Source organism: Actinomadura mexicana, from assembly GCF_900188105.1.
GTDB classification, from domain to species: domain Bacteria; phylum Actinomycetota; class Actinomycetes; order Streptosporangiales; family Streptosporangiaceae; genus Spirillospora; species Spirillospora mexicana.
Genome location: NZ_FZNP01000026.1, coordinates 46429 through 66091 on the forward strand (window position 1 = coordinate 46429; position 19663 = coordinate 66091).

The 19663-nt window shown below is 66.5% G+C and carries 19 protein-coding genes; 9 read left to right on the forward strand and 10 right to left on the reverse strand.

The window, feature by feature from the left end:
• Positions 1-539 precede the first annotated feature (539 nt).
• From CHC11_RS37970 to CHC11_RS41835, 3 genes are all read right to left on the reverse strand, one after another.
• Positions 540-4157 (reverse strand): cyclic nucleotide-binding domain-containing protein, encoded by a 3618-nt coding sequence (locus CHC11_RS37970; RefSeq protein WP_143227456.1) that lies wholly within the window; start codon positions 4155-4157, stop codon positions 540-542.
• Entirely contained in the window at positions 4157-5035 is an 879-nt protein-coding gene (locus CHC11_RS37975; RefSeq protein WP_089316739.1) for a sigma-70 RNA polymerase sigma factor region 4 domain-containing protein, read from the reverse strand. The genes CHC11_RS37970 and CHC11_RS37975 overlap by 1 nt, the downstream gene beginning before the upstream one ends.
• Positions 5036-5537: 502 nt before the next feature.
• Positions 5538-5684: a hypothetical protein gene (locus tag CHC11_RS41835; RefSeq protein ID WP_179279210.1), complete on the reverse strand. Its 147-nt coding sequence runs from the start codon at positions 5682-5684 to the stop codon at positions 5538-5540.
• Positions 5685-5812: 128 nt separating this feature from the next.
• On the opposite strand from CHC11_RS41835, the gene CHC11_RS37980 reads away from it, so the two are divergent.
• Positions 5813-6484 carry a hypothetical protein gene (locus CHC11_RS37980; protein ID WP_089316740.1) on the forward strand — a complete coding sequence of 224 codons (672 nt, stop codon included), beginning with the start codon at positions 5813-5815 and terminating at the stop codon, positions 6482-6484.
• A 240-nt stretch (positions 6485-6724) separates the two neighbouring features.
• Here the strand turns inward: CHC11_RS37980 and CHC11_RS37985 are convergent, their stop codons facing one another.
• Together CHC11_RS37985 and CHC11_RS37990 are read right to left on the reverse strand one after the other, a co-directional pair.
• Complete coding sequence (locus tag CHC11_RS37985; protein WP_089316741.1) at positions 6725-7360, reverse strand: recombinase family protein; 636 nt, start codon at positions 7358-7360, stop codon at positions 6725-6727.
• 185 nt (positions 7361-7545) lie between these two features.
• Positions 7546-10116, reverse strand: a complete 2571-nt coding sequence (locus CHC11_RS37990) for an AAA family ATPase (RefSeq protein WP_179279211.1) — start codon at positions 10114-10116, stop codon at positions 7546-7548.
• A gap of 165 nt (positions 10117-10281) precedes the next feature.
• Between CHC11_RS37990 and CHC11_RS37995 the strand changes: the two genes are divergently transcribed.
• On the forward strand, positions 10282-10464 hold the full coding sequence (locus CHC11_RS37995; protein ID WP_089316743.1) for a hypothetical protein: 183 nt from the start codon (positions 10282-10284) through the stop codon (positions 10462-10464).
• A gap of 47 nt (positions 10465-10511) precedes the next feature.
• Here CHC11_RS37995 and CHC11_RS38000 read toward each other — a convergent pair whose 3' ends face one another.
• Complete coding sequence (locus CHC11_RS38000; RefSeq protein ID WP_089316744.1) at positions 10512-11129, reverse strand: recombinase family protein; 618 nt, start codon at positions 11127-11129, stop codon at positions 10512-10514.
• Between the two features lie 265 nt (positions 11130-11394).
• Between CHC11_RS38000 and CHC11_RS38005 the strand changes: the two genes are divergently transcribed.
• A complete protein-coding gene (locus CHC11_RS38005; RefSeq protein ID WP_089316745.1) occupies positions 11395-11850 on the forward strand; it encodes a hypothetical protein in 456 nt (151 codons plus the stop codon).
• Between the two features lie 92 nt (positions 11851-11942).
• Here CHC11_RS38005 and CHC11_RS38010 read toward each other — a convergent pair whose 3' ends face one another.
• The 3 genes from CHC11_RS38010 to CHC11_RS38020 all read right to left on the reverse strand — a co-directional run bounded on the left by CHC11_RS38010 (position 11943) and on the right by CHC11_RS38020 (position 13357).
• Positions 11943-12617, reverse strand: coding sequence for a hypothetical protein (locus tag CHC11_RS38010; RefSeq protein ID WP_143227457.1), 675 nt, complete (start codon positions 12615-12617; stop codon positions 11943-11945).
• A gap of 264 nt (positions 12618-12881) precedes the next feature.
• Positions 12882-13178, reverse strand: coding sequence for a TniQ family protein (locus CHC11_RS38015; protein ID WP_089316747.1), 297 nt, complete (start codon positions 13176-13178; stop codon positions 12882-12884).
• Complete coding sequence (locus tag CHC11_RS38020) at positions 13175-13357, reverse strand: hypothetical protein (protein WP_245920269.1); 183 nt, start codon at positions 13355-13357, stop codon at positions 13175-13177. The genes CHC11_RS38015 and CHC11_RS38020 overlap by 4 nt, the downstream gene beginning before the upstream one ends.
• A gap of 152 nt (positions 13358-13509) precedes the next feature.
• Between CHC11_RS38020 and CHC11_RS38025 the strand changes: the two genes are divergently transcribed.
• A complete protein-coding gene (locus CHC11_RS38025; RefSeq protein WP_483860534.1) occupies positions 13510-14364 on the forward strand; it encodes an SNIPE associated domain-containing protein in 855 nt (284 codons plus the stop codon).
• A gap of 295 nt (positions 14365-14659) precedes the next feature.
• On the forward strand, positions 14660-15223 hold the full coding sequence (locus CHC11_RS38030; protein WP_089316748.1) for a hypothetical protein: 564 nt from the start codon (positions 14660-14662) through the stop codon (positions 15221-15223).
• A gap of 30 nt (positions 15224-15253) precedes the next feature.
• Here the strand turns inward: CHC11_RS38030 and CHC11_RS38035 are convergent, their stop codons facing one another.
• Positions 15254-15466, reverse strand: coding sequence for a helix-hairpin-helix domain-containing protein (locus CHC11_RS38035; protein ID WP_089316749.1), 213 nt, complete (start codon positions 15464-15466; stop codon positions 15254-15256).
• A 525-nt stretch (positions 15467-15991) separates the two neighbouring features.
• On the opposite strand from CHC11_RS38035, the gene CHC11_RS38040 reads away from it, so the two are divergent.
• From CHC11_RS38040 to CHC11_RS38055, 4 genes are all read left to right on the forward strand, one after another.
• Positions 15992-16324 (forward strand): hypothetical protein, encoded by a 333-nt coding sequence (locus CHC11_RS38040; protein ID WP_089316750.1) that lies wholly within the window; start codon positions 15992-15994, stop codon positions 16322-16324.
• Complete coding sequence (locus CHC11_RS40860; protein WP_143227458.1) at positions 16287-18125, forward strand: relaxase/mobilization nuclease domain-containing protein; 1839 nt, start codon at positions 16287-16289, stop codon at positions 18123-18125. Before CHC11_RS38040 ends, CHC11_RS40860 begins: the two co-directional genes overlap by 38 nt.
• Positions 18126-18224: 99 nt before the next feature.
• A complete protein-coding gene (locus CHC11_RS38050) occupies positions 18225-18551 on the forward strand; it encodes a hypothetical protein (protein WP_089316752.1) in 327 nt (108 codons plus the stop codon).
• The gene (locus CHC11_RS38055) at positions 18548-19471 is read left to right on the forward strand and encodes a DUF2637 domain-containing protein (RefSeq protein WP_143227459.1); all 924 of its coding nucleotides are present in this window, start codon (positions 18548-18550) and stop codon (positions 19469-19471) included. Before CHC11_RS38050 ends, CHC11_RS38055 begins: the two co-directional genes overlap by 4 nt.
• Positions 19472-19663: the final 192 nt, after the last annotated feature.

Below are 19663 nucleotides of genomic sequence, written 5' to 3' on the forward strand. Positions count from 1 at the left end.
ACCCACGTCACATAATGCCTGGCGGTTGCAGACGTCGTTCTACCCGCCCGGCATCACCGTCCCCGCCGTCGGCAGGCAAGGAAGTGGTGGCGAACAAGTAAGCCCTCGGCCTGGGACGCGAGCGTCGTCAGCACGGTCCCGGCTCCCGGCGCCGATCGCAGGTCATCCAGCTGGTGACTTGGGATTCCTTCACCTGGCGGCTGACGTGGCTGTAGGCGGCGCGCTCTAGGGGTTGTGAGGCCGTCTTTGACGAGTTCGTCGTAAACGGGTTTGGAGACGACCATGCACAGTGAAGCGGCGTCGTGAAGCGTCCTGTCGAACGGGGGCGCATCGATCAGGCGGGCCACATGATGGCATCCCCTGAGACGCCGCCGGGGCTGGTGGACACGGGGCCGGCATGCAGCGCCAGGCGCGACGCTCGGTTGCGGGGTGTGGTTCTCCCCAGGGCCCACCCGGGTTGGCGGGATCGCCGCTGGCCGCCCGCCAGAGCTGCCGCCCACCCCCACTCGTGCCGCTCGGCGGTGCCAGCCGGGCGGCCGTCACCGAAACGGAGGTCGAACCCCTGCGCCCAGCAGGACCGCGCCCGCCGTCACTGCTGACCGCCGCTGGTATCCGGGCACGTAGACCCAGCCGTCGATGTCTGTTTCCTTCACCTGGCAGCGGATGGGCTCGTACTCGTCGGCGTCTACATAGCCTGGGCTGTGGGCGATGACGGAGTCGTAGACGAACCTCGAGGTGATGACACCGAGGTCGGCGCGCGTCGCGGCGAGCCTTTCTCTCACCGGTGCGGCGTCGAGGAGCCGCGCTGCGGTGATGATCGGCCGACCGGACACGCCAGACGGTTCGGGCAGCACGGGCCCGACGTCCACCGCGACCCTGAGTTGGACACGAGCCGCCTCGCTGGACCTGTGGTTGTGGCGCCGCAGCCGCATGCCGAGCAGAGGGATCACCGGATCGATGACGGTGGCGGTTGGTGTTTTGGGCGGGACGACGATGAGCGCGCCGTTGCCGCGGTCCTGGCTGTAGCAGCCGTCCCACGGCACCCCCGCTTCCTCGAAGGACTCCTGCAGGGCGGTGTACATGGCACGCCGCACCTCGCTCCGGTCCTTGTCGTTGCGGCCGCGTGAACTGGATCCGGTGATGTCGGTGAGCACGACGGTGCAGTTCTGCCCCGCCCACGGCGGGCCGGATGACGGCGCGACCGCCGCCACGGGCTGTGCCGGTTGTGGGGGAAGCGGAACGCCCGTAGCGGTCACCGAGTACGCAGGCCAGGACGGCGCGAACGGTTCCGCCGCTGAGATCCAGCCGACGGTGCGGGGCACGCATGCCATATCTGGATCGTGAAGGCGCAGCGGAGGTACCGACGCGGCGGCCGCGGACCTGGGCGGATCGTGTTGGGTCATTGGGCCGTATGAAGGTGCAACCGTCCACTGCGGGTCCTGTACAGAATGAATCTGCTGTTCGGTGAGTCGGCCGTACACTTCCCGTTCCAAGACAGCGACCACGCGCGGATGTTCACTCAAGTAGGTGGCGAACTCCTGTGTGGGCATGCGTAGGCCATGGAGGGTGTCCATGGCGACGACGGTGGCGGAGCGCTGCCGCAGCAGCAGCGCGGCGCGCTCGCCGATGATGTCACCAGGGCCGCGGAAGGCCACGAACCGCTCGCGGCCGTCCCGCTCCACGCAGACCCGCACCGCGCCTGACTTGATCACGATGGCGTGGTCAGCGGCCTGGCCCTCCTCCCACAGGACCGCACCAGCCGGATACACCACCTCCTGCGCGGTCGCGAGGAACCCGGCACGCTCAACCGCGGTGAGCACCTGCCAGAAACCCGGCCGTAGCCCGGAACTGGTGGAAATTTCATCTTCCTTCGGCACTCCAGGCGGGCCCGCCGATCGCGACATGTCCTGGACGGCGGCCTCATTGTGCCGCGCGTCGTCGGACTTTGGAAGTCTCCAGGCAGTGCTCTGCGTGGCGACACCATCCGGCGGTTCCTCGCTTGCTCCAGGAGTGGTCGCCGATTCGGCAACCAACTCCGGCGCCGCTGGCCAGGTGCGCCCTGCGCCCAAGCTATGGGGCATGGGAGGCATCAATCTCGGGGCCCTGCTGCTCTCTAGTCGATATGCCGGCTCCGCCAGGAGACTGCGACCGTTGTCGTCGTGTGCAGGCCTGGGCAGATAAGCCAGCCAGGCCGCTACTTGGTCGTTGATGCTGACTGGGGAGGCGCCGGAGAAGTACGGACCCGTCCGCAACTGAGAATGGAGTTGGTCAGAGGTGATGACTGCCAAGTCCGCTCGCGAAGCGCCGTCGGCGCGGGCCAGTTCGATCAGCTGCATCAGCTGCATCAGCTGCCGGTTGGGCAGTGTGTCCTGGTCAGTGTGCGTTTCCCCGTGCAGAGCGAGAATCATTTTCACCTGGTCGGCGGTGGCACGGGCATCGTTGAAGCGGCCCACCAGCCCGATGAGGTCCCCGACCAGTTCGTGTAGTTCAGAGCTTCGCCAGATCGGCGCCTGAACTATGACCAGCAGACCGTTTTTGCCGGTTTCGTACGTCGTCGGGTTCCAAATGCGCGCTGCGGCTGCCAGCGCTTGATGAATCATCGCGTAGAGCACACTTGCGTCATCGGTGTCGCCCGTGGCTGGGTGCTGCAGAACCCCATCCTGATGAGGGCCTTCCTCGTAGTGCAGTTCCACTGCCAGGAGCAACGGTGTCTGACGCTGAAGTACACGGTTGGGGAGCAGCGGGGCCAGCTGCGTCCGAGGCCCCGACCTCGCTTCAGACTTGCGCAAGCCACAGTCACCTGGCTCGGCCAGCAGCGCCAGATCAGCCAACAGGTCGCTTCCCGCACCATCGGGCATGTTCACCCAGCCGGCTCGGATCGGCAAAGTGTGTGCGCTGGAGGTCCGCAACCTGGTCGCCACAGCGGGCAGGATGCTGGCGGCCTCCCATTGACGCAGGGCAGAGATGGCGAAAACGGCGTAGCCGTTGCGTTCAAAGCATCGCGGCTCTTGCAATGCCACGCCGGTCGCGAATGCGGCAGACTGCAGCGCGTACACCACCGCCGCCCAAGAGCGCTGCGGGAAGGACTCTCCGCTATCCAGGGAGTCCACACACATCACGAACACCCCGGACGATATCGGTGCCTGACCGGCTTGTGGATCAGACGATGCTCCGAAGTTCCGATCGATCTTCTGAGCCTGGTTGCGCGCCGGAGGCAGACCTGAACCGTTTGTTCCCCCACTGTCCACACCGCTTGATCTGCCAGCATAAATCCAGGCGACAGTGGAAAGTTCCGGGAGATAAGTCTGGCGGAACATCTTCGGATGCATTCCGATGTCATATCGGGACTCTTTAATGCCCCGAAAAATCCAGTCGGGAAGAATCATCACCAGCCCCGTCGGCGGTGACTGTTCCAAGGACCGGTCGACTGCTTTCGACCCCAGAAGACGCTTGGTGAGCATCGGGGCTGGACTGTTCGCCTCGAAGCCGAGAGCGGCCATGCCAGCATGCAGCGTGACCTTCAACTGAGACAGTTGGTTCTGGCCAGCATTGAAGGTGGCCAGTCTCTGTTCGAGCAGCCTGACGACGTCTCCCACCAAGGAGGCATCCGCCAGCGCGATCGGCAGGAGGAAGGCGTCCGCATCATTGAGCGCCGTCCAGTACCAGCGCAAAGGATGCGATGCGGTCATGGTGTCTGAGACCAGCTTGAGAAGGTTGTAACGCTCGGCGAGCGGTTCTTCTCGGCAAAAAGAAACCACCAGGGTCATACCGCCGGACTCCCCGTCCGGCCTCATCGAACCGATCATGGTTTCGATGATGTCGTCCCCGTGCTCACTGCTCACCGGCTGCTGCGGCACGGCAAGCGCCGCAGACTCATCGGCACCAACCATGCCGGCGGCGCTGCTTCCTGCGTCTGGCTGGTCGTCACGAGAACGCGCAGAAGGATCGGTAGAATGCGCGCGCGCGATTTTCTTAGCTTCGTTCCGGTCAGTCATAGACCTGATCTGGCGGGCCGCCGGGGTGCCGAGCGAGGAAGACTCAAGCAACATGCGGAACTGGTCATCCACCTGTCCCCCCTCATTGGACTTCGTTGGCCTGTGCCCTGCATGGGCATCGGAGACATCGGTCGGGGCCTCGTAGTTATCCTGTCCAGCCATCAGCACTGCCCTTCCCGTCCGTCAGGCCTCGAATTCCTTTCACCTGCCTGCTTCTTGCGGAGCCTGGCTAGGACCCCTTCAAGCTGCTTCGGCGTCATTCCTGATCGCTCGGCTGCCTCTTTCATTGTAAATCCTGCGGCGTAATATGCAAGGGCCTTTCTTGTCCTCAGATCCACGGTCTCCAAGGCTCGATCGAGCCTGTCCTGAACAATCACTCGTCGAGCAGGATCGTCATGGCTCTCAGTCATCGGCAGGCCTGCTTGCTCGTCTTCCATAGACACCATGCGCCGACGCTGCTCTCTCCATTTGCGATAGATGGCGGGAAACTGGAGAACGCACGCATTAACGAAATATGTGTTAAGAGAGGCCCCTTTTTCGGGAGACCATCTTCCCTGCTCAAATACGCTCTTCTTGAACACCGGCAAGGCATCGCAGATCATGTCTTGGGCGATCTCCTCACGGTCCAGATCTGACCAATCCAGGAAGGACAGATCATCGCTGACCGGTCGGTGCAGCCTCTTGCACTTGGCGAAGACCCGCCCGTCGCGCAGCAGCGCTTTCAGAACCGGACGCGCATACCGGACCAGCTCCTGCAGCAAATATTCCTCGCGAGGACCGCCAAGGCCCTCCTCGATCACCATCTTGACCATTAGGTGGTCAGCCTGCAGCCGGTCGGACTTGGACCCTTCAGAGCTGGACTGCTTCAGCGCCTCTGGCACCAGCTCCGCCTCGGCATCGGCGATCAGCTCTTCAGCCAGGTCAAGATCGATGGCCAGCTCGGCTTCGTCTTGAGGTACCTCCACCTCGTGGCCTTGCCCCTCAGGACCGGTCCCGGTCGGGACATGCGGCCCTGGCGTTTCACCCTGCACCGTGGACATGCCACGCCTCCGTCCCGTCGCGGCCGTTCGGGGGTTACTGCCGTGCATGACGGCATAGGACGGCAGCGCGGATTTTCCCTCGCACCCTCACCAAGATTTTTCGAGTTGCCTTGAACAACGTCGCTGAGCTGCAGGAACACCACGCCGACCAAGTCCATCGAGGCAACGCGAGGGAAAACACGGCGCACTGGCCTATGCCTCGGCGTCCGCCGCATCAGCCCTTCCGGCAAGGAGCTGGATGCGCTGTGACGAGCGGTGTCCTGGCTCTTGACGGCCGGAAGCTCTTTTAACCAGGGGCCATCGTCTCGATGGAGTACATTGGCCTCATGCTACGAGGGCCGCTTCTCCTTAGCTGCCCACCTGGTCGGAGTAAGTGCCAGGTGGGGGGCGCAAAGCTGCTGCGCACGTAGCGCCCATCGACACCCACCTCGCCAACGTTCAGGGTCCAAGGCCACACCGGCCGAGGGCCCTTTTTCTATCTCAGGAAGGAGGCCCCTGAGTGTCAAGCCAGCGCACCGAGCTCGCCCGACTTCTGGTCGTGCGTCAGCTTGATCTTGTCCTCCTTCTGCTTCCCGACGTCACTGCGGCCCCGGAGAAATTCTTCGGGGCCGCAGTGCTTTTCGGTGGATCTGGTTGCCGCCAGCACCACCGATCGATCGCCCAAACGCGCTTGCCGGCGCGTTTGGGGGGCGTAGGCGTCCGCATCTGCACTGTCACAGCACCACGATGCGGGCGCCTTGAACCGTACTCCTCTCGACATGAAGGAGCAGGGCCATCATGCCTGCTAACGCCGCCGAACGTCTTCTCTATACCGCGAACTACCTTCATGCCACCGAGGGGGTCACCGAGGGCGACCGCCTGAGCATCCAGAACGCATGGTGGATCGCCGGGCTCAGTATCCTGCTCCCCGTCGTCTTGTTCATCATTGCCGAGCGCAGGTACGGCGCACGCTTCCGGCAAGAGCGGCAAGAACGCGCAGACGAACGCGAAGAGACCAGGCTCCGCGAGGAACGCGCCGCTGAACGCGCTTCCTGGCAGCAGGAATTCGACGAGATCCGCAGCTACTACCGGCGTGCCGAACGCGTGGTCGACCGCATCATCGCCGCGCCTAACCAAAGCCGCCGCGACGAGGACGAGGACGAGCTGAAAGAGCTCGTGCTCGATTTCGAAGCGGTCGCCAGGCGATGCCCCGCCGCCCTCGTCGAGGACCTTCAGGAAGTCGCCGGAGCGATACGCCAACTGCAGGACGTTCAACTCCTCTGCGACACCGCCGTCCAAGAGGCGTACCGACAGGCACTCGAACCCGGCGGTTCTGGAGCCCTGGACCCCGGCGCGGCCGCGAGCGCGATCGGGGCCCGCGCCATCAGCCAGTACACCGCAGCTGCCCGACTGCGCACAGAACTCGACGACGTGTGGAAAGCGCTGCGGGCGGCCCGTGGCGAAGCGTGAGTCGGGCGAAACCGGCACGAGTGCCGAACTCACCCCTCCTCCTGCCCGGGCGGGACAAGCCCATGACGGGGCTCCAATCCCGCCATGGGCGGGCCCGTCGTCGGCGTCCTCGTCGACGCGCCTGTCGTGGACGACGTCGCGCTCGGCGTGGACGACATCGCGGTCGACCTTCGGATCGGTCCCGACCATCGGCCCGGCCTGGCTCAGTCGGCGGTGACGGCCAGCGTGCCGCCCTTGGCCTCAGGCACGTACTTTATACAGCGTGGACCGGCTCACCCCCAGCAGCCGGGCAATGGAGGACACCGACTCCTCTGGGCGGGCCAGCAGGGCGCGGGCCCGGAGAACCTGGTCAGGGGTGAGCGCCGGTGGCCGCCCGAGGCGCTGCCCACGGGCGCGTGCGGCCTCCAGGCCCTCGTGGGTGCCCTCCACGATCAGCTCACGGATGAACTCGGCCGGCGCGGCGAACACGTGGAACACCAGGCGGCCGCCGGGCGTGGTGGTGTCGATCGCCTCGTGCAGCGACCGGAACCCGACCTGGCGGGTGCGCAGCTCGGCGACGATCGCGATGAGGTCCTGCAGGGACCGGCTGAGGCGGTCCAGTGACGGCACCACGAGCGTGTCGCCGGGCCGGGCGTACTCCAACGCCCTGGCCAGTTCCTCGCGCTCGATGTTCTTGCCCGACTTCTTGTCGGCGTAGATCCGGGCGCAGCCGGCCGCCTTCAGCGCGGCGGTCTGCCGGTCCAGCCGCTGCCCGCCGGTCGACACCCGGGCGTATCCGATCAGCACGCCGCCGCCCATCGCGGGTTCGGGGGCCAGCGGGTCCTCGCTCAGCGAGTCCTCCAGCGACGGGCCAGCCGGACGTTCGGCGTTCGTCATGATGCGGTCCCCTCCAAGGGCGGCGACTGTACGACAAAAGGCCCTGTCAGCTAGTTGAACGCTTCGTCTTTTCGACGCGTTTTTTCGACACTTTCAGGCCGAGTCCGGCCGTGCGGAGGATGCCAATTTCTGAAGTCTGCTGCACAAATGTCCGGAGTTCGCTGCACAGCCGCAGGGCGCGCGCATCAGCTGAGATAGCGTGCGCGGGCGTCGCGAATGAGCCGCAGCGCGTACTCCGCCGTCTTCTTGTCGCAGAACTGTTGGACCAGGGGCACCGCCAGGTCCCATGCCTCGACTGCGCCATCCCGGTCACCTAGCTGCGCCCGAGCGTGGGCAAGCCGGTCCAGAGCTCTGGCCTTGTCGCAGTCCTGACCCGCCTCCCCGTATGCCTCGGCCGCCCGGGTGAATAGTTCGCCTGCGGCCTCGTGGTTCCCTTTCCAGTACTGGTATTCGGCGAGTTCGTGGGCCAGGCCAGCGACGGTCCGCGGGCCGGGCGCTGTCTCAGCCTTGGAGAGACCTTCCGTCCAAGCCTCCCGCGCCTTGGCGAGCCAGCCGCGGTCGCGGTACGCGATGCCGAGCTCGAGCAGCACCTGGGGCTCCCGGATGCGAATGCCGTGCTCATGGCACAGCCGCAAGGACCTCTTCAGGAGGCTCACCGCCTCGGCATGTCTGCCCTGCCGGTTGTACGCCATGCCGAGGTACAGCCGTATTAGGCCCTCATCCTCGCCCCCTTCGGCGTCGATGTGCTGCATGTTCGGCTCCAGCAGGGCGATGACCGCCTCGTGCTGACCGTAGTCCAGGAGGCTGTTGGCCATGAGGCACGCTGACAGTATCTTTGCCGCTTTGGGATCGACGATTGCGGCCAGCTCTGCCGCGGCTGTCATCTCACGCGCTGCGTCCTCGTCGCGGCCCAGGCCCTGGTAGACGTAGCCGAGCTGGAGATGCAGCGCTCCGGCCAACGACGAGTCCTCGCCCTGATCAACCAGTTCCAGGGCCTCGGTCAGCCGCTCCCGTGCCTGTTCCCAGTCTCTGCGGCGGACGAGATACTCACCTTGGACGAGCAACAAACCCGCCTGTACAGCGTGGTTACCAGTCCGCCGTGCCGCAGCCAGGCCCATGCTCAGGGCCCGCTCTCCTTCGACCGGCATACCGTAACGCCGGGCGATGGTCATGATCAGAATTGTCGTCTCAACGGTGACCTCGTCATTGCCGCCGTCGATGAGGTTCAGGAGGCCAAACAGGTTCTCCTCCTCGCCGTCCAGCCATGCCAGCGCTTCAGCTTCGGACACGGCGGGGACAAGGGCGTCGTCAAACCGGCTTGGTGCGATCACCGGCAACCGCAGCGCACAGATCACCTGCGTGATCCCGTAGAGATACCAGGGGAGCATCGCGTCCATAGGCAGCTGAACCTCCCCGCGCTCAACTAGCAGGTCGAGAGCGAACAGCCAGATCAAGTCATGCATCCAATAGCGGCCCGGCGTACCGAGAACTTCGATGAGCTGGTCCAGGATGAGCCGTTCGAGCAGTTCCTCGGCGTCTGGGACGGGGCAGTCAAGTAGTGCGGCGGCGAACTCGGCGGAGAACGTCGGGCCGGGCCGCACGGCCAGCAGGCGGAAGAGCCGAGCGGCGTCCTCACCCAGGCCGCGGTAGGAAAGCTCGAAGGCGGCCCGGACGTCCAGGTCCCCGACGCGCAGCTCGCGCAGCCGACGGCGAGTGTTGGCAAGGCGCTCGGCCAGGTGGGCTGCGGTCCAGTCGGTGCGGGCGCGCAGCCTGGCGGCGGCGATCCGGATTGCCAGCGGCAGCCGTCCGCACAACTCAACGACCTCGCGGCCCGTCGCCTTACTGTCGACCCGGTCCTTGCCAGCGATGTGGGCGAGCAAACCCACAGACTCGTCCTCGCCGAGCAACTCGAGGCGATACGGCGTCGCGCCTTCCAGCGCTGGCAGCGGGTTGCGGCTGGTCACCAGGAGCAGGCAGCTCTGGGTGGGCGGAAGCAGCGGTCGTACCTGCGCCTCGCTCGCTGCGTCGTCCAGCACGACCAGTATGCGCCGCCCGGCGAGCAGCGTGCGGTAGAGCGCCGCCTGCGAGGGCACGTCGTCTGGCACGTCGGCCGCAGGCACGTTGAGCGCGCGCAGGAACCGAGCCAGCACCGAGCCCGACTGCAAGGGTCCCTCGTCCTCCCGCAGCCGGCTGAAGAGCTGTCCGTCTGGATAGCCCGGCGCCAGTTCGCGGGCGGCGTATGACGCCAAGGCCGACTTGCCGACGCCTGCGACGCCGTGGACAACGACCGTGACCGGCCCCGGCCCCTCCGGCGCGCACAGCGCCCGCAGCTCGGCCAGTTCCCGGTCCCTGCCGACGAAGTCCGCAGGGACGACGGGCAACTGCGCTGGCCGGGCTTGCGCGGCCGTCTGCGCGCGGGTTTCGGCTGCGGCGAGCCGGGTGCCAGCGGGCTGGGCCGCATCCAACAGGTCCATCCAGTACCTGCGGTTGGGGGGCCGGTCGCCGGCCCAATCGCTCCAGAGCTCAATCAGCGCCCAGACCGCCGTCTCGATCTCCGGATCGGAGCGCCGGGGGATATCCGCGGCGTCGATATCGTCCCGGAGCCACTCGCTGAGCCGCTGGGCGTGCAGTTTTACGCCCTTTTTCTTCAGCTCCTCGGCGGTCCCCCTCCGGGAGTAGCGAGGTCTGCTCTCGGCCGCCTTGCGTTCCAGGGACCGCAGCGCCTCGTACCAGTCACGCACCGCCCGCGACGCCATTCGGCACCTCCTCCGCAATGTGCCCGCCGCCCGGGTCGCACCCGGCGGGCACCCCCGCCCGCCAGCACCATAACGACGCGTCCGCCCGCTTCGCCCGCTGTTGCGTACGGGCGCCAGCCGCGCAGCGCACTCTCGTGCCTCCGGCATCGTCCAAGGAGGGGCGCCATGACCATGGTCAAAGTTCTCTCGCTGCTGCTAGCTGTCGCGTGCGCCGTCATCATTGCCTTCGCCGCCAGCATCGCCGCCTACTGCGCTGGTTCGGGCCTGGCGCACGCTCTGCTGGTCGGCGGCGGAGCGGCCAGCACCGCACTCGGCATCTACCTTGCCGCCGTCGCCGCCTACCAATAGGTCAGTGATCCCCGGAGGTGATGGCCCGGGGCATGTCCGGGGCCTCATCAGTGTTCCGGCGTCGCCTGGGGGGATGCGCCGAGGTAGCGGTGCAGAGAGGTCTTGGGGATGCCGGTCTTGGCGGCGATGACGCCGAGGGAGTCGCCCTGGGCCTTCAAGAGCCGGGCGTACTCGATCTTGTCTTCGGGGTGGGCCACGGGACGGCCGATCTGCCGCCCGGCGGCCTGGGCGACCGCGCGGGCGTGGGCGGCGCGTTCGGCGGTGAAAGTGCGTTCCATCTCGGCGAACAGGGCCAGCAGCAGGAAGGCGATGCGGGCCATGCCCTCGTCGGCGGTGTTGATCGGCAGCGGATCGGCCAGCGAGCGTACGCCGATCCCCTCCTCGGCCAGGTCGTGAACGAGGTTGAGGACCTCGCGCAGGTTGCGGCCGATGCGGTCCAGGGTGTGCACCACGATGGTGTCGCCAGGCCGGGCGTAGGCCAGCAGCCGGCCCAGGCCGTCGCGGTCGACGGTGGTCCCGGTCTTCTTGTCGACGTAGATCCGCTCGTCGGGGATGCCGGCGGTGGCCAGGGCGTCGAGTTGCCGCTCCAGGTGCTGCTTGGTGGTGGAGACGCGGGCATAGCCGAGGTCGAGTCCGCCGTGCGGGTGATCGCTACCGGTTCCCATCCCTCGATCGTACTGAAAGTCAACTCCGTACGGTCTTCTGGAACGCCCGTTGTGGAACGACTTGCGGAACGGTCGGTGTCCGATTGGGAGCGAGTTGCGGGCCGCTTGGGCATCCTGTTCCACTTCCAAGGAAGTGGAACAGGCGCCAAAGTCGCTTCCCGGGCGATAACTCCCTGCGTCGGAGGATTTAAGATCCAAGATTGGCGTCAGTCAAATTTTAGATACACTGGCCTAGTTGGTAACACGCTACAGCTAGGAGACAGGCATGACAGTTGGCGAGATTGTGGATGAGCATGAGGAGCCGAAGTACGACACGTGGCAGGAGCTCGATGCGGACGTACGTGCCCGTGGCGACGTACTCCGGGTGTCGATGTGGGACCTGCGCCACCTGACCGGATACACGAGGCTCAAGGTGAACGTGGTGGCCAAGATCAGCCGAGAGCTCCGCAACATCGGTTTGGATCACCTTCCTGTGGATCTTCCTCGCGACCAGAACGAGTACGTCGTGGTTTACAAGACCGGGAGCGAGGCCGCCGCAGTCATCGATGCGGTGCGCAACGGATCCAGCAGCGACAGAGCGGAGCAGGCCCTGCGTCAGATCAACTCTGCCAAGGCCCTCAAGGTCGATCGGCAGAACGAGGCCAAGATTGCGGAGCTCGCTGAGAAGGTCGATGAGCTGGAGGCCCTGCTTAAGGAGTTCCGGGAGATCCTCAACGCGTAAGCCGAGGTGATGCTCCTGCCACCAGGGTGGCAGGAGCATCACCATGCTCAAGGAAGTGGAACGGGTGTCGTGAGCACGGCAAGCTCGGCTGGTCACAGGATCCCGAAGGGGCCTGGTCGGCTGAAATCCCATTCGTGGGCCTCGGGGAGGAACTCCGCCGGTAACGCGCACGTTGTGATCAGGGCCTCGCGTTCGCGCTCGAAGGCCGCGGTGCTGCGGAGCCGCCAGGTGAGGCACTGCAGGATCCAGCGAGCGGTTGTCTGGTCAGTCTTCGCGGCTTCGAAGACGTCCTTGAGCGCTGCGTCCAAGTCGGCTGGGGAATGCCGTGCTGCTGGTGGAGGTGGCGGAACGGTCGGCAGGGCGGGGGCCCCGGCGTCGACGGGCTGGTACGGCAGGGAGGTCAGCAGCGGGCCGAGCGTGCCCCGCGCGATGATCACTCCTGTTTCGGTTTGCCGCACGGCGATCGCGGCGGCCTGGAGCATCGCCTCCTGCTGGTCCCGGTCGAGCGCCTCGAAGGGGCGCCAGACGCTGAGGCCGGCCCTGGCCGGAGTCCCGACGGCCTCCCAGATCGTGTTGAGGACTGCTTGGGAACGCTTGCGCACCTTCGCCGGCGACGTGCTGACCTCATCGAGCAGTGTCCGGAGCAGCCGGAACCAGACCCCCGCGTGAACGGACCGGCGCGGCAGGGTGACTCGGCCAGTGGCGATGGCTTCGTGGGTGCGCCGATCCAGCTCAACAACGTCCGGCGGTGCGGGCTCGGGCGGCATCGGTTCTCCGTCGAAGGCCGCCAGGGCGATGTCGCCGGCAGGTTTGACACGACATCCGTGGTCGGCGCAGCTAAGCATCAGCGGCAGCCGCGAGAACAGCGGGACGACACGGTCGGGGGCGTCGGCGCAGACAGGGCACTGGTGCCGCACCCCTTGGGGTGTTGGCCAGGGCCGCCATCGCGGCACGACGTTGTGCCCGACCTCGCCAGGGGCCAACAGCACCGAGTCCTGCCGGACGTAGGTGTCGAAGTGTTCCTGGTCTCCTTAGTCGAGTCCGTCCATCAGCCAGGGCACCCACCCTGCGAATGTCATCCCCCGCAGGTCACCGAGCTCGACGCCGGTGCGTTCGCTCACCTCGGCCAGGACGCGGTCGGGTGGATCCCAGTCCAGGTCGGCCGCGGTCCATCCCTCGTCGACGATCGAGGCCGACCCGAGGTTGTGTTCGAGGAGATCGCGCAGGGGCAGGGAGTGCTCGCCCGAGACCCGGTCCAGCCACGACGACAGCGCCTCGCCCGGCAGCGGCCTCGGGTGCAGTGGCCAGCGCTGGACCCGGCCGTTCACAGCAGTTCCCGCTCGAACAGACGGCGCCGCTCGGTCGGCCCGGCATAGGTGGCCATCAGCAGGGTGCGCCGGTTGACGGCCTCCTCGCCGGACTCGATTGCGGCGACGGCCGCGTCGGTGAGCAGCGCGGCGAGTTCGCCGATCGTCCCCTCGCTGCGCGCCAGAAGGTACTCGGCCATCTCCACCGCGGCGATCGGCGAAGGCCGGCGCAGCGGGAACGAAGCTTGCCTTCCTGCGGCGGCGCGATCACCAGCATGAGGTCCTCAAACGTGCTGTAGACCCACCACCGGTGGATCCAACCCTGCGCCCGCCCGTGAAAGCTCGCGTATGGATGGTGAACGGTTTGGCGGCCCAGGGCGGCAAGATAGTGCGGGACTTCTCCAAGCTGATGCTGCGCGCCTACAACGCCGAAGCCGACAACCTCGTCCGGACGATGCGCCCCTACAAGCTGCAGTCGGCGATCGAGCGGCTCGACAAGAGCGCCCAGACGATCGAACGGCTCGGCAAGACCATGGACATCCGGGTCAGCAGGGACTACCGCGCGATACGCGTCAAGGAGCTTCGCCTGACCGCGGACCACCTGGCCAAGGCCGAGGAGGAGAAGGAACGCGTCCGGGCCGAGCGCGAGCGGCAGCGTGAGGAAGAGAAGGCCCGCAAGGAGTTCGAGCGCGAGAAGGCCCGCCTGCTCAAGGAGCGCTCAAACGTCGAGTCGGCGCTCGCGCGCCTGGAGGCGAACGGGAACGCCGAGGGTGCCGCCGACCTGCGGGCCAAGCTCGCCGACGTGGACTCGGCCATCTCCGACGTGGAGGGTCGTGCCGCCAACGTCCGCGCCGGCTGCGTGTACGTCATCTCCAACATCGGTGCGTTCGGCGAGCGCATGGTGAAGATAGGGATGACGCGGCGCCTGGAGCCGATGGACCGGGTACGCGAGCTGGGCGACGCGTCGGTGCCGTTCCGGTTCGATGTCCACGCGCTCATCTTCAGCGATGACGCCGTTGGTCTGGAGAACAAGCTCCACCAGGAGTTCTCCGAACGTCGCGTCAACCAGGTCAACCTCCGCAGGGAGTTCTTCTACGCGACGCCCGCCGAGGTCCGAGAGGTCCTCGAGCGCATCGCGGGCAACCACCTCCTGGAGTACAACGAGACACCCGAGGCTCTCGAGTACCGCGCCGGCAAGCCTGCCTGAGGAGATGTGTAGCGCCCCGCTGGGGCCGTGAGGGAGGGCGTGCGTCGAGGCGGCTGCAACCAGCTTCGGCGCACGCCCTCAGTGCTTCCGAAACTGGCAGCGAGTGCCCGTCTGCCGTCATCGAGGTCATCAGGACGGACACACCGACGGGCTAGCTGGCCATCGGCGTCACCGCCAGGCAGTATGGAGCGCAAACAGTCTCATCTCACTTCAGTGAGTGTTGAGACTGTGGACTGTCCCCGACGAAAGGAGAGCCGCATGTTCGGATCCGCCTCGATGCTGGAGAGCACCACACATGGACGATCACGAGACCCGTACGAACGAGGACATCGAGCGACTCGCTGGCGAGTTGCATGAGCGTGTCCGGGACCTCAACCATCTGACCCAAGACTCACCGGGGCTCTCCGAGCCGGCAGCCGCGTACACGGTTCTGGGGAACCTGGCTCAGACCTCATTCCGCCTGGCACAGACGGCTGAGCAGATCGATGCGTTCCTCACGAGGGAACTGGACGCCGGACGGCTCGGGCATGACCAGAGCGGTGACCCAATCCCCGCCGTGACATCGGCACACAACGCGCTGGGGCGGGCGGCTGAACAGGCCGCCGATCTCGGTGACACCTTTCGGCGTGCCGCGAGCGCCCTCGCTCCCATCCACGTCGTGGACGCTGGCGAGAAGCAGTCCCTTACGCGGGGGCCTGCGGCAAGGGCTGGCGATCGTGAGGCGGCGCAGGTGGAGCCCGCGAAGAAGGACTTCCCCAACCCGATCGGTGACGTCCTGTCGAATCCCTGTGGCACCGACGCGATTCCGCCCGAGCTTCGTTCTCCGCCGCAGGTGCCGCACCCACGCCGGGAACGTTGACCCAGGGCGTCCTCTAGGGGCCGGCAGCCGTTAGGCGTCGCTGCTGGCACGGAACGATAGGCCGTGTTCCTGGAGTGCCTGGCGCAATGTCTTCATCGCGTTGGGGCCCATCCCGTGCAGCGCGACGATGTCGTCTTCCCTGGCCCCGGCGAGTTGGGTGAGGCTGCTGTAGCCGGCTGCCGCCAATGCTCGCCGGGCCGGGGCGGCGAGCTTGGGCAGGTCCGCTACTGGCTCAGTGCTCATCGGTCGTCTCCTGCGGCGTTATCGGTCGAGAAGGTTGCTACAGCACGGCATCCAGCATGGTCCGACAGGGTGATCGCCGAAAGGTCCTTGCCGAGGGTTCCAGCGATCGTGGGAGACGGAACCCAAGCAGCCGGGCCTGAGGTCGGGTGGCTGAGAGTGGTCGTCTGAGCTGGCTCGCGGGTTGCCGACGGCGCCGGGGGCGTCCGCCAAGAGGGTGATGACAGGTTCTTCGTTCTCCACGTTCCCGACTAGATCTGTGCTGGCCGCTGGGGCGTCCTTGCAGATCCTTATCTAGCGGTGCTGGGCAACTTCCCGCGCCGTCCGCCGGGGGGCGGCGGGCGCGGGGCAAGAAATGGAAATCCTAAGGATTTGGCGTGTGGACCGGGCGCGGTCCACAGCGAGCGTGACGAATCGAGCGCGATCCGGGGGAGGGTGATGACCGAGGACAGAGGCAGTGACTCGTCGCCGAGGCGTGAGACTCGCCGGAACCGGAGGACGCATCGAACGCCGCGGCGAGGGCGTGCGTTGTTCGTCGCGTTGTCCGAGGACGAGCACGCTCTACTGGTGACGGCGGCGCAGCGAGAACGGCTGGCGACGGGGGCGTGGGCGGCTCAGGTCCTGTTGGCCGTGGCAAATCAGGCCGAGCGTGCCGACTATGTCGAGCTGCGAGAAGCCCTGGCGGCGGTGATGCACGCGGCGGGGCAGGCCCGGCGGATCGGAGTGAACCTCAACCAGGTCGTGGCAGCGCTGCACGCGGGGGATCCGCCGGTTCAGCTCCAGTGGTACGCCGAGGCGGCGGCGCGGACAGTGCGCAAGCTCGATGATCTGGCAGACGAGCTGCGGCGCAGCCTTCCTTGATGGGCGAGCATTGATTGGGAAGGTTCTGCGGGGAAAACGGGTCCAGGGCTTGATTCGGTACCTGTACGGGCCCGGACGGCGCGGAGAGCACCGCGATCCGCACATCGTGGCGGGCTTCCGAACCCCAGCCGAGCTGGAGCCCGCGCTGCGGCCGGACGGCAGCCGGGACTTTCGTCACCTGGACGGCTTGCTGGATCAGCCGCTGGCGTTGCTGGGGGAGCGCAACTACCGCAAGCCGGTGTGGCATCTTTCCCTGAGGGCGGCACCGGAAGACCCGCTTCTGAGCGACCGGCAATGGGGAGAGGTCGCCAAGACGGCCATGGCTCGCACCGGGCTGGCGCCGGACGGAGACGAAGACGCCGTCCGCTGGATCGCGGTTCGTCATGCCGATGACCACATCCACGTCGTCGCCACTCTCGCCCGTCCGGACGGGACACGACCAGAGGTATGGAACGACGGGTATCGGATTCGGGATGCCTGCAGGGCCATGGAGCGGAAATTCGGGTTGCGGTCCACGGCCCCGGCGGACCGGACGGCGGCGCGGCGGCCCAAGCGTGCCGAGACCGAGAAGGCGGCGCGGGCCGGACGTGGTGAGTCTGCTCGCGCCGTGCTTCGGCGGCGGGTCGCCACCGCGGCGGCGGGAGCACGGACCGAAGCGGAATTCTTCGCTGCCGTGGGCGCTGAGGGGGTCTTGGTGCGCCTGCGTCACAGCACGCAGTTCACCGGGGAGGTCACCGGTTATGCCGTTGCTTTGCCAGACGATCTGGGATCGTCCGGACAGCCTGTGTGGTTCGGCGGCGGGAAGCTGGCCAGCGACCTCACCCTTCCCAGACTCCGTCGCCGATGGGCCCCGGAGCAGGTCGATCGTCCGGGGGCTCGTCCGCCGTCCGGACGGCATCTGTCAGCGCGGACGACGCGCGCCGTGTTGCGGACGACCGTCCGCCGCGCGGCGGACGAGGCGCGGACGCCCGCCGACTTCCTTGAGCTATTGGAACGCGATGGTCTGCTCGTACGTCGCCGGTACAGCCGGCTCGACCCCGATCAACTCACCGGCTACGCCGTCGCGCTTCCGGGTGGGGAGGAGCCCGCCTGGTATTCCGGCGGCCAGCTCGCCGACGACCTCACCCTCCCGCGCATTAGGCAACGCTGGGGTGCATCAGGTTCGGGCGCTGCGGGTGGTGCTTCTCCGAGGGATGATCTGACGCCAGAGGAGCGCCAAGCCTTTTATGACGATGCGGCTCGTGCCGCCGCCTACGCCAACTCACATATGCGCAGGTATCTGGCCACCAATCCGTACGCAGCCGAGGACGCCTGCTGGGCTGCATCCGACGTCTTGCACGTGGCCGCTAAAGCCACCGGCAACCGACATCTGGGCTATGCCGCGGACGCCTATGAGCGTGCCGCCCGCTCGCCCTACGGCCGCATCCCTCACCCCACCTCAGCGGGCAATGCCTTGCGCTCTGCCGCTCGTCTCCTGGCGCTGACCGGCAACCAGAACCACACCACCGTCTCGGTCCTTGTCCTGGCCAGCCGGCTGATCGCACTCCTCGAAACCATCACCCAGATCCGCTTCCTTCAGCAGCGCCAGGTGCAGGCGGACGCTGCTCGTCGAGCAAGACAACACCTCGGCCACGTGACCGGTAGTTCAGCTCCGTGGCTCGAGGTCACGGCCCAGCCAACCCCAGCTCGCCTTGCCATGGCCGCCTTCCCAACACCTTGGGCTCCTGCGACTGCCGACCTACACGTCAGACGGACGTCCAGCACGCCGCTGCGGCAAGAGGTTCGACGACACAGCCCCTGAGGCCCGACATCACCCAAAAAAGTCACAACACGCCGACCGCACTCTGTAGTTGACCGGCGTCTATGAGTGATACATCTTCATCTTCGAAGGCTTTAGTTGATGATGCGCTGGGCTGACATCACCGGGGGAGCGATGGGGACGCAGGCATCGACCATGCAGGTTGAGCTGGAGGAACGGCGCGCCCGTCTGCTCCGGCTGCGCTACGAGCTGAGACGGCTGGGGCTCAGAGTACGAGTCCGAAAGCCACGCAATGGACGCTGGTGCCTGCGCATCCGGCACAACGGTTGGTCCGAGACCGTCCTGTGCGCTGGAGCGGACGGCGTCTACGCCTACGTCACCGCTCACGGCCGTCTTCTGGGCACCACGGCCGAACCCCGATACGTCGCCCAGTTGCTGCTCTGGATGGTCGAAAGGCGGCGGCGGTGACCTGGCTGAAGCGATCGCGAGCGATGGCTACGGACGACACTCGAAACGACATCGTCCGGACGCACCCGGAGCCAGGCATTGTCAGGTGGGCGGCAGTTGGGGTCGCGCCGCTGATAGCGGCGCTGGCGATCCTTGGAGGCCTCGGCTCCTTCACCACCATCCGGCAGATGGCCGAGCCGCACTTCAAGGGGCTCGCCTGGATCGTCCCCGTTGGAATGGACGTGGGCATCCTGATCCTGCTGGCTTGGGACTTGCTAATGGAGTATCTCGACCTACCGTGGCCGGTCCTGCGCTGGGTCGCCTGGCTCTACATCGCCGGCACCGTCCTGGTGAACGTGTCTGCCGCACACGGAGAGTTTGGGGGCAGCCTCATGTATGCGGCCATGCCGGTCCTGTTCGTCACAGTGATCGAAGGTGTGCGGCATCTGATCCGACGGTGGGTCGGACTGGCATCGGCCAGCCGAGTGGAGCGAGTGCCGATGGCCCGCTGGGTACTCGCGCCCGCTTCCAGCCTCCTGCTGTGGCGACGGATGGTCCTCTGGCACATCACCGAGTACCAGCAGGCCCTAGAACTGGAGCGCCATCATCTGGAGGCCGTCTCACGACTGCAGCAGGAGTACGGCAGGTGGTCGTGGCGATGGCAGGCACCGCTGGCCGAACGGCTGGCTCTCCACCGGCCGCCCGCCTCCACCACCTCACGCGCGGTCGGCAATGAGGGCGCACCAGAGGCCCCGTACGACGAAGAGGTGCTGGCCATCGCTCGTCAGCTTCACCGCCAGGTGGAACGTGAGGGGGTTTCGTTCAGCCGGGATCGGCTTGGTCAGCGGCTGCGAGAACTGGGCTTCAGCATGGCCAACTACCGGCTGACAGAGTTGATCGCCCTCGTCCGTGAAGAGTCCTCCGGCCGGGAGACGTCGTGACCGCGCCCTCGGGGGATGAGCGTCTCGCCCAGGAGGAGGAACAGCATCGCCAACTCGGCGTCCTCCACGGCATCGCCGAACACTCGGTCGGCCGCCTCCCTCTGTGTCAGGCTCAGGTGGGACACGAGGGGATGAAGTTCCCTAACTGATGCGAACAGGGCGAGAACGGGTACTAAGCAGAGTGACGATGAC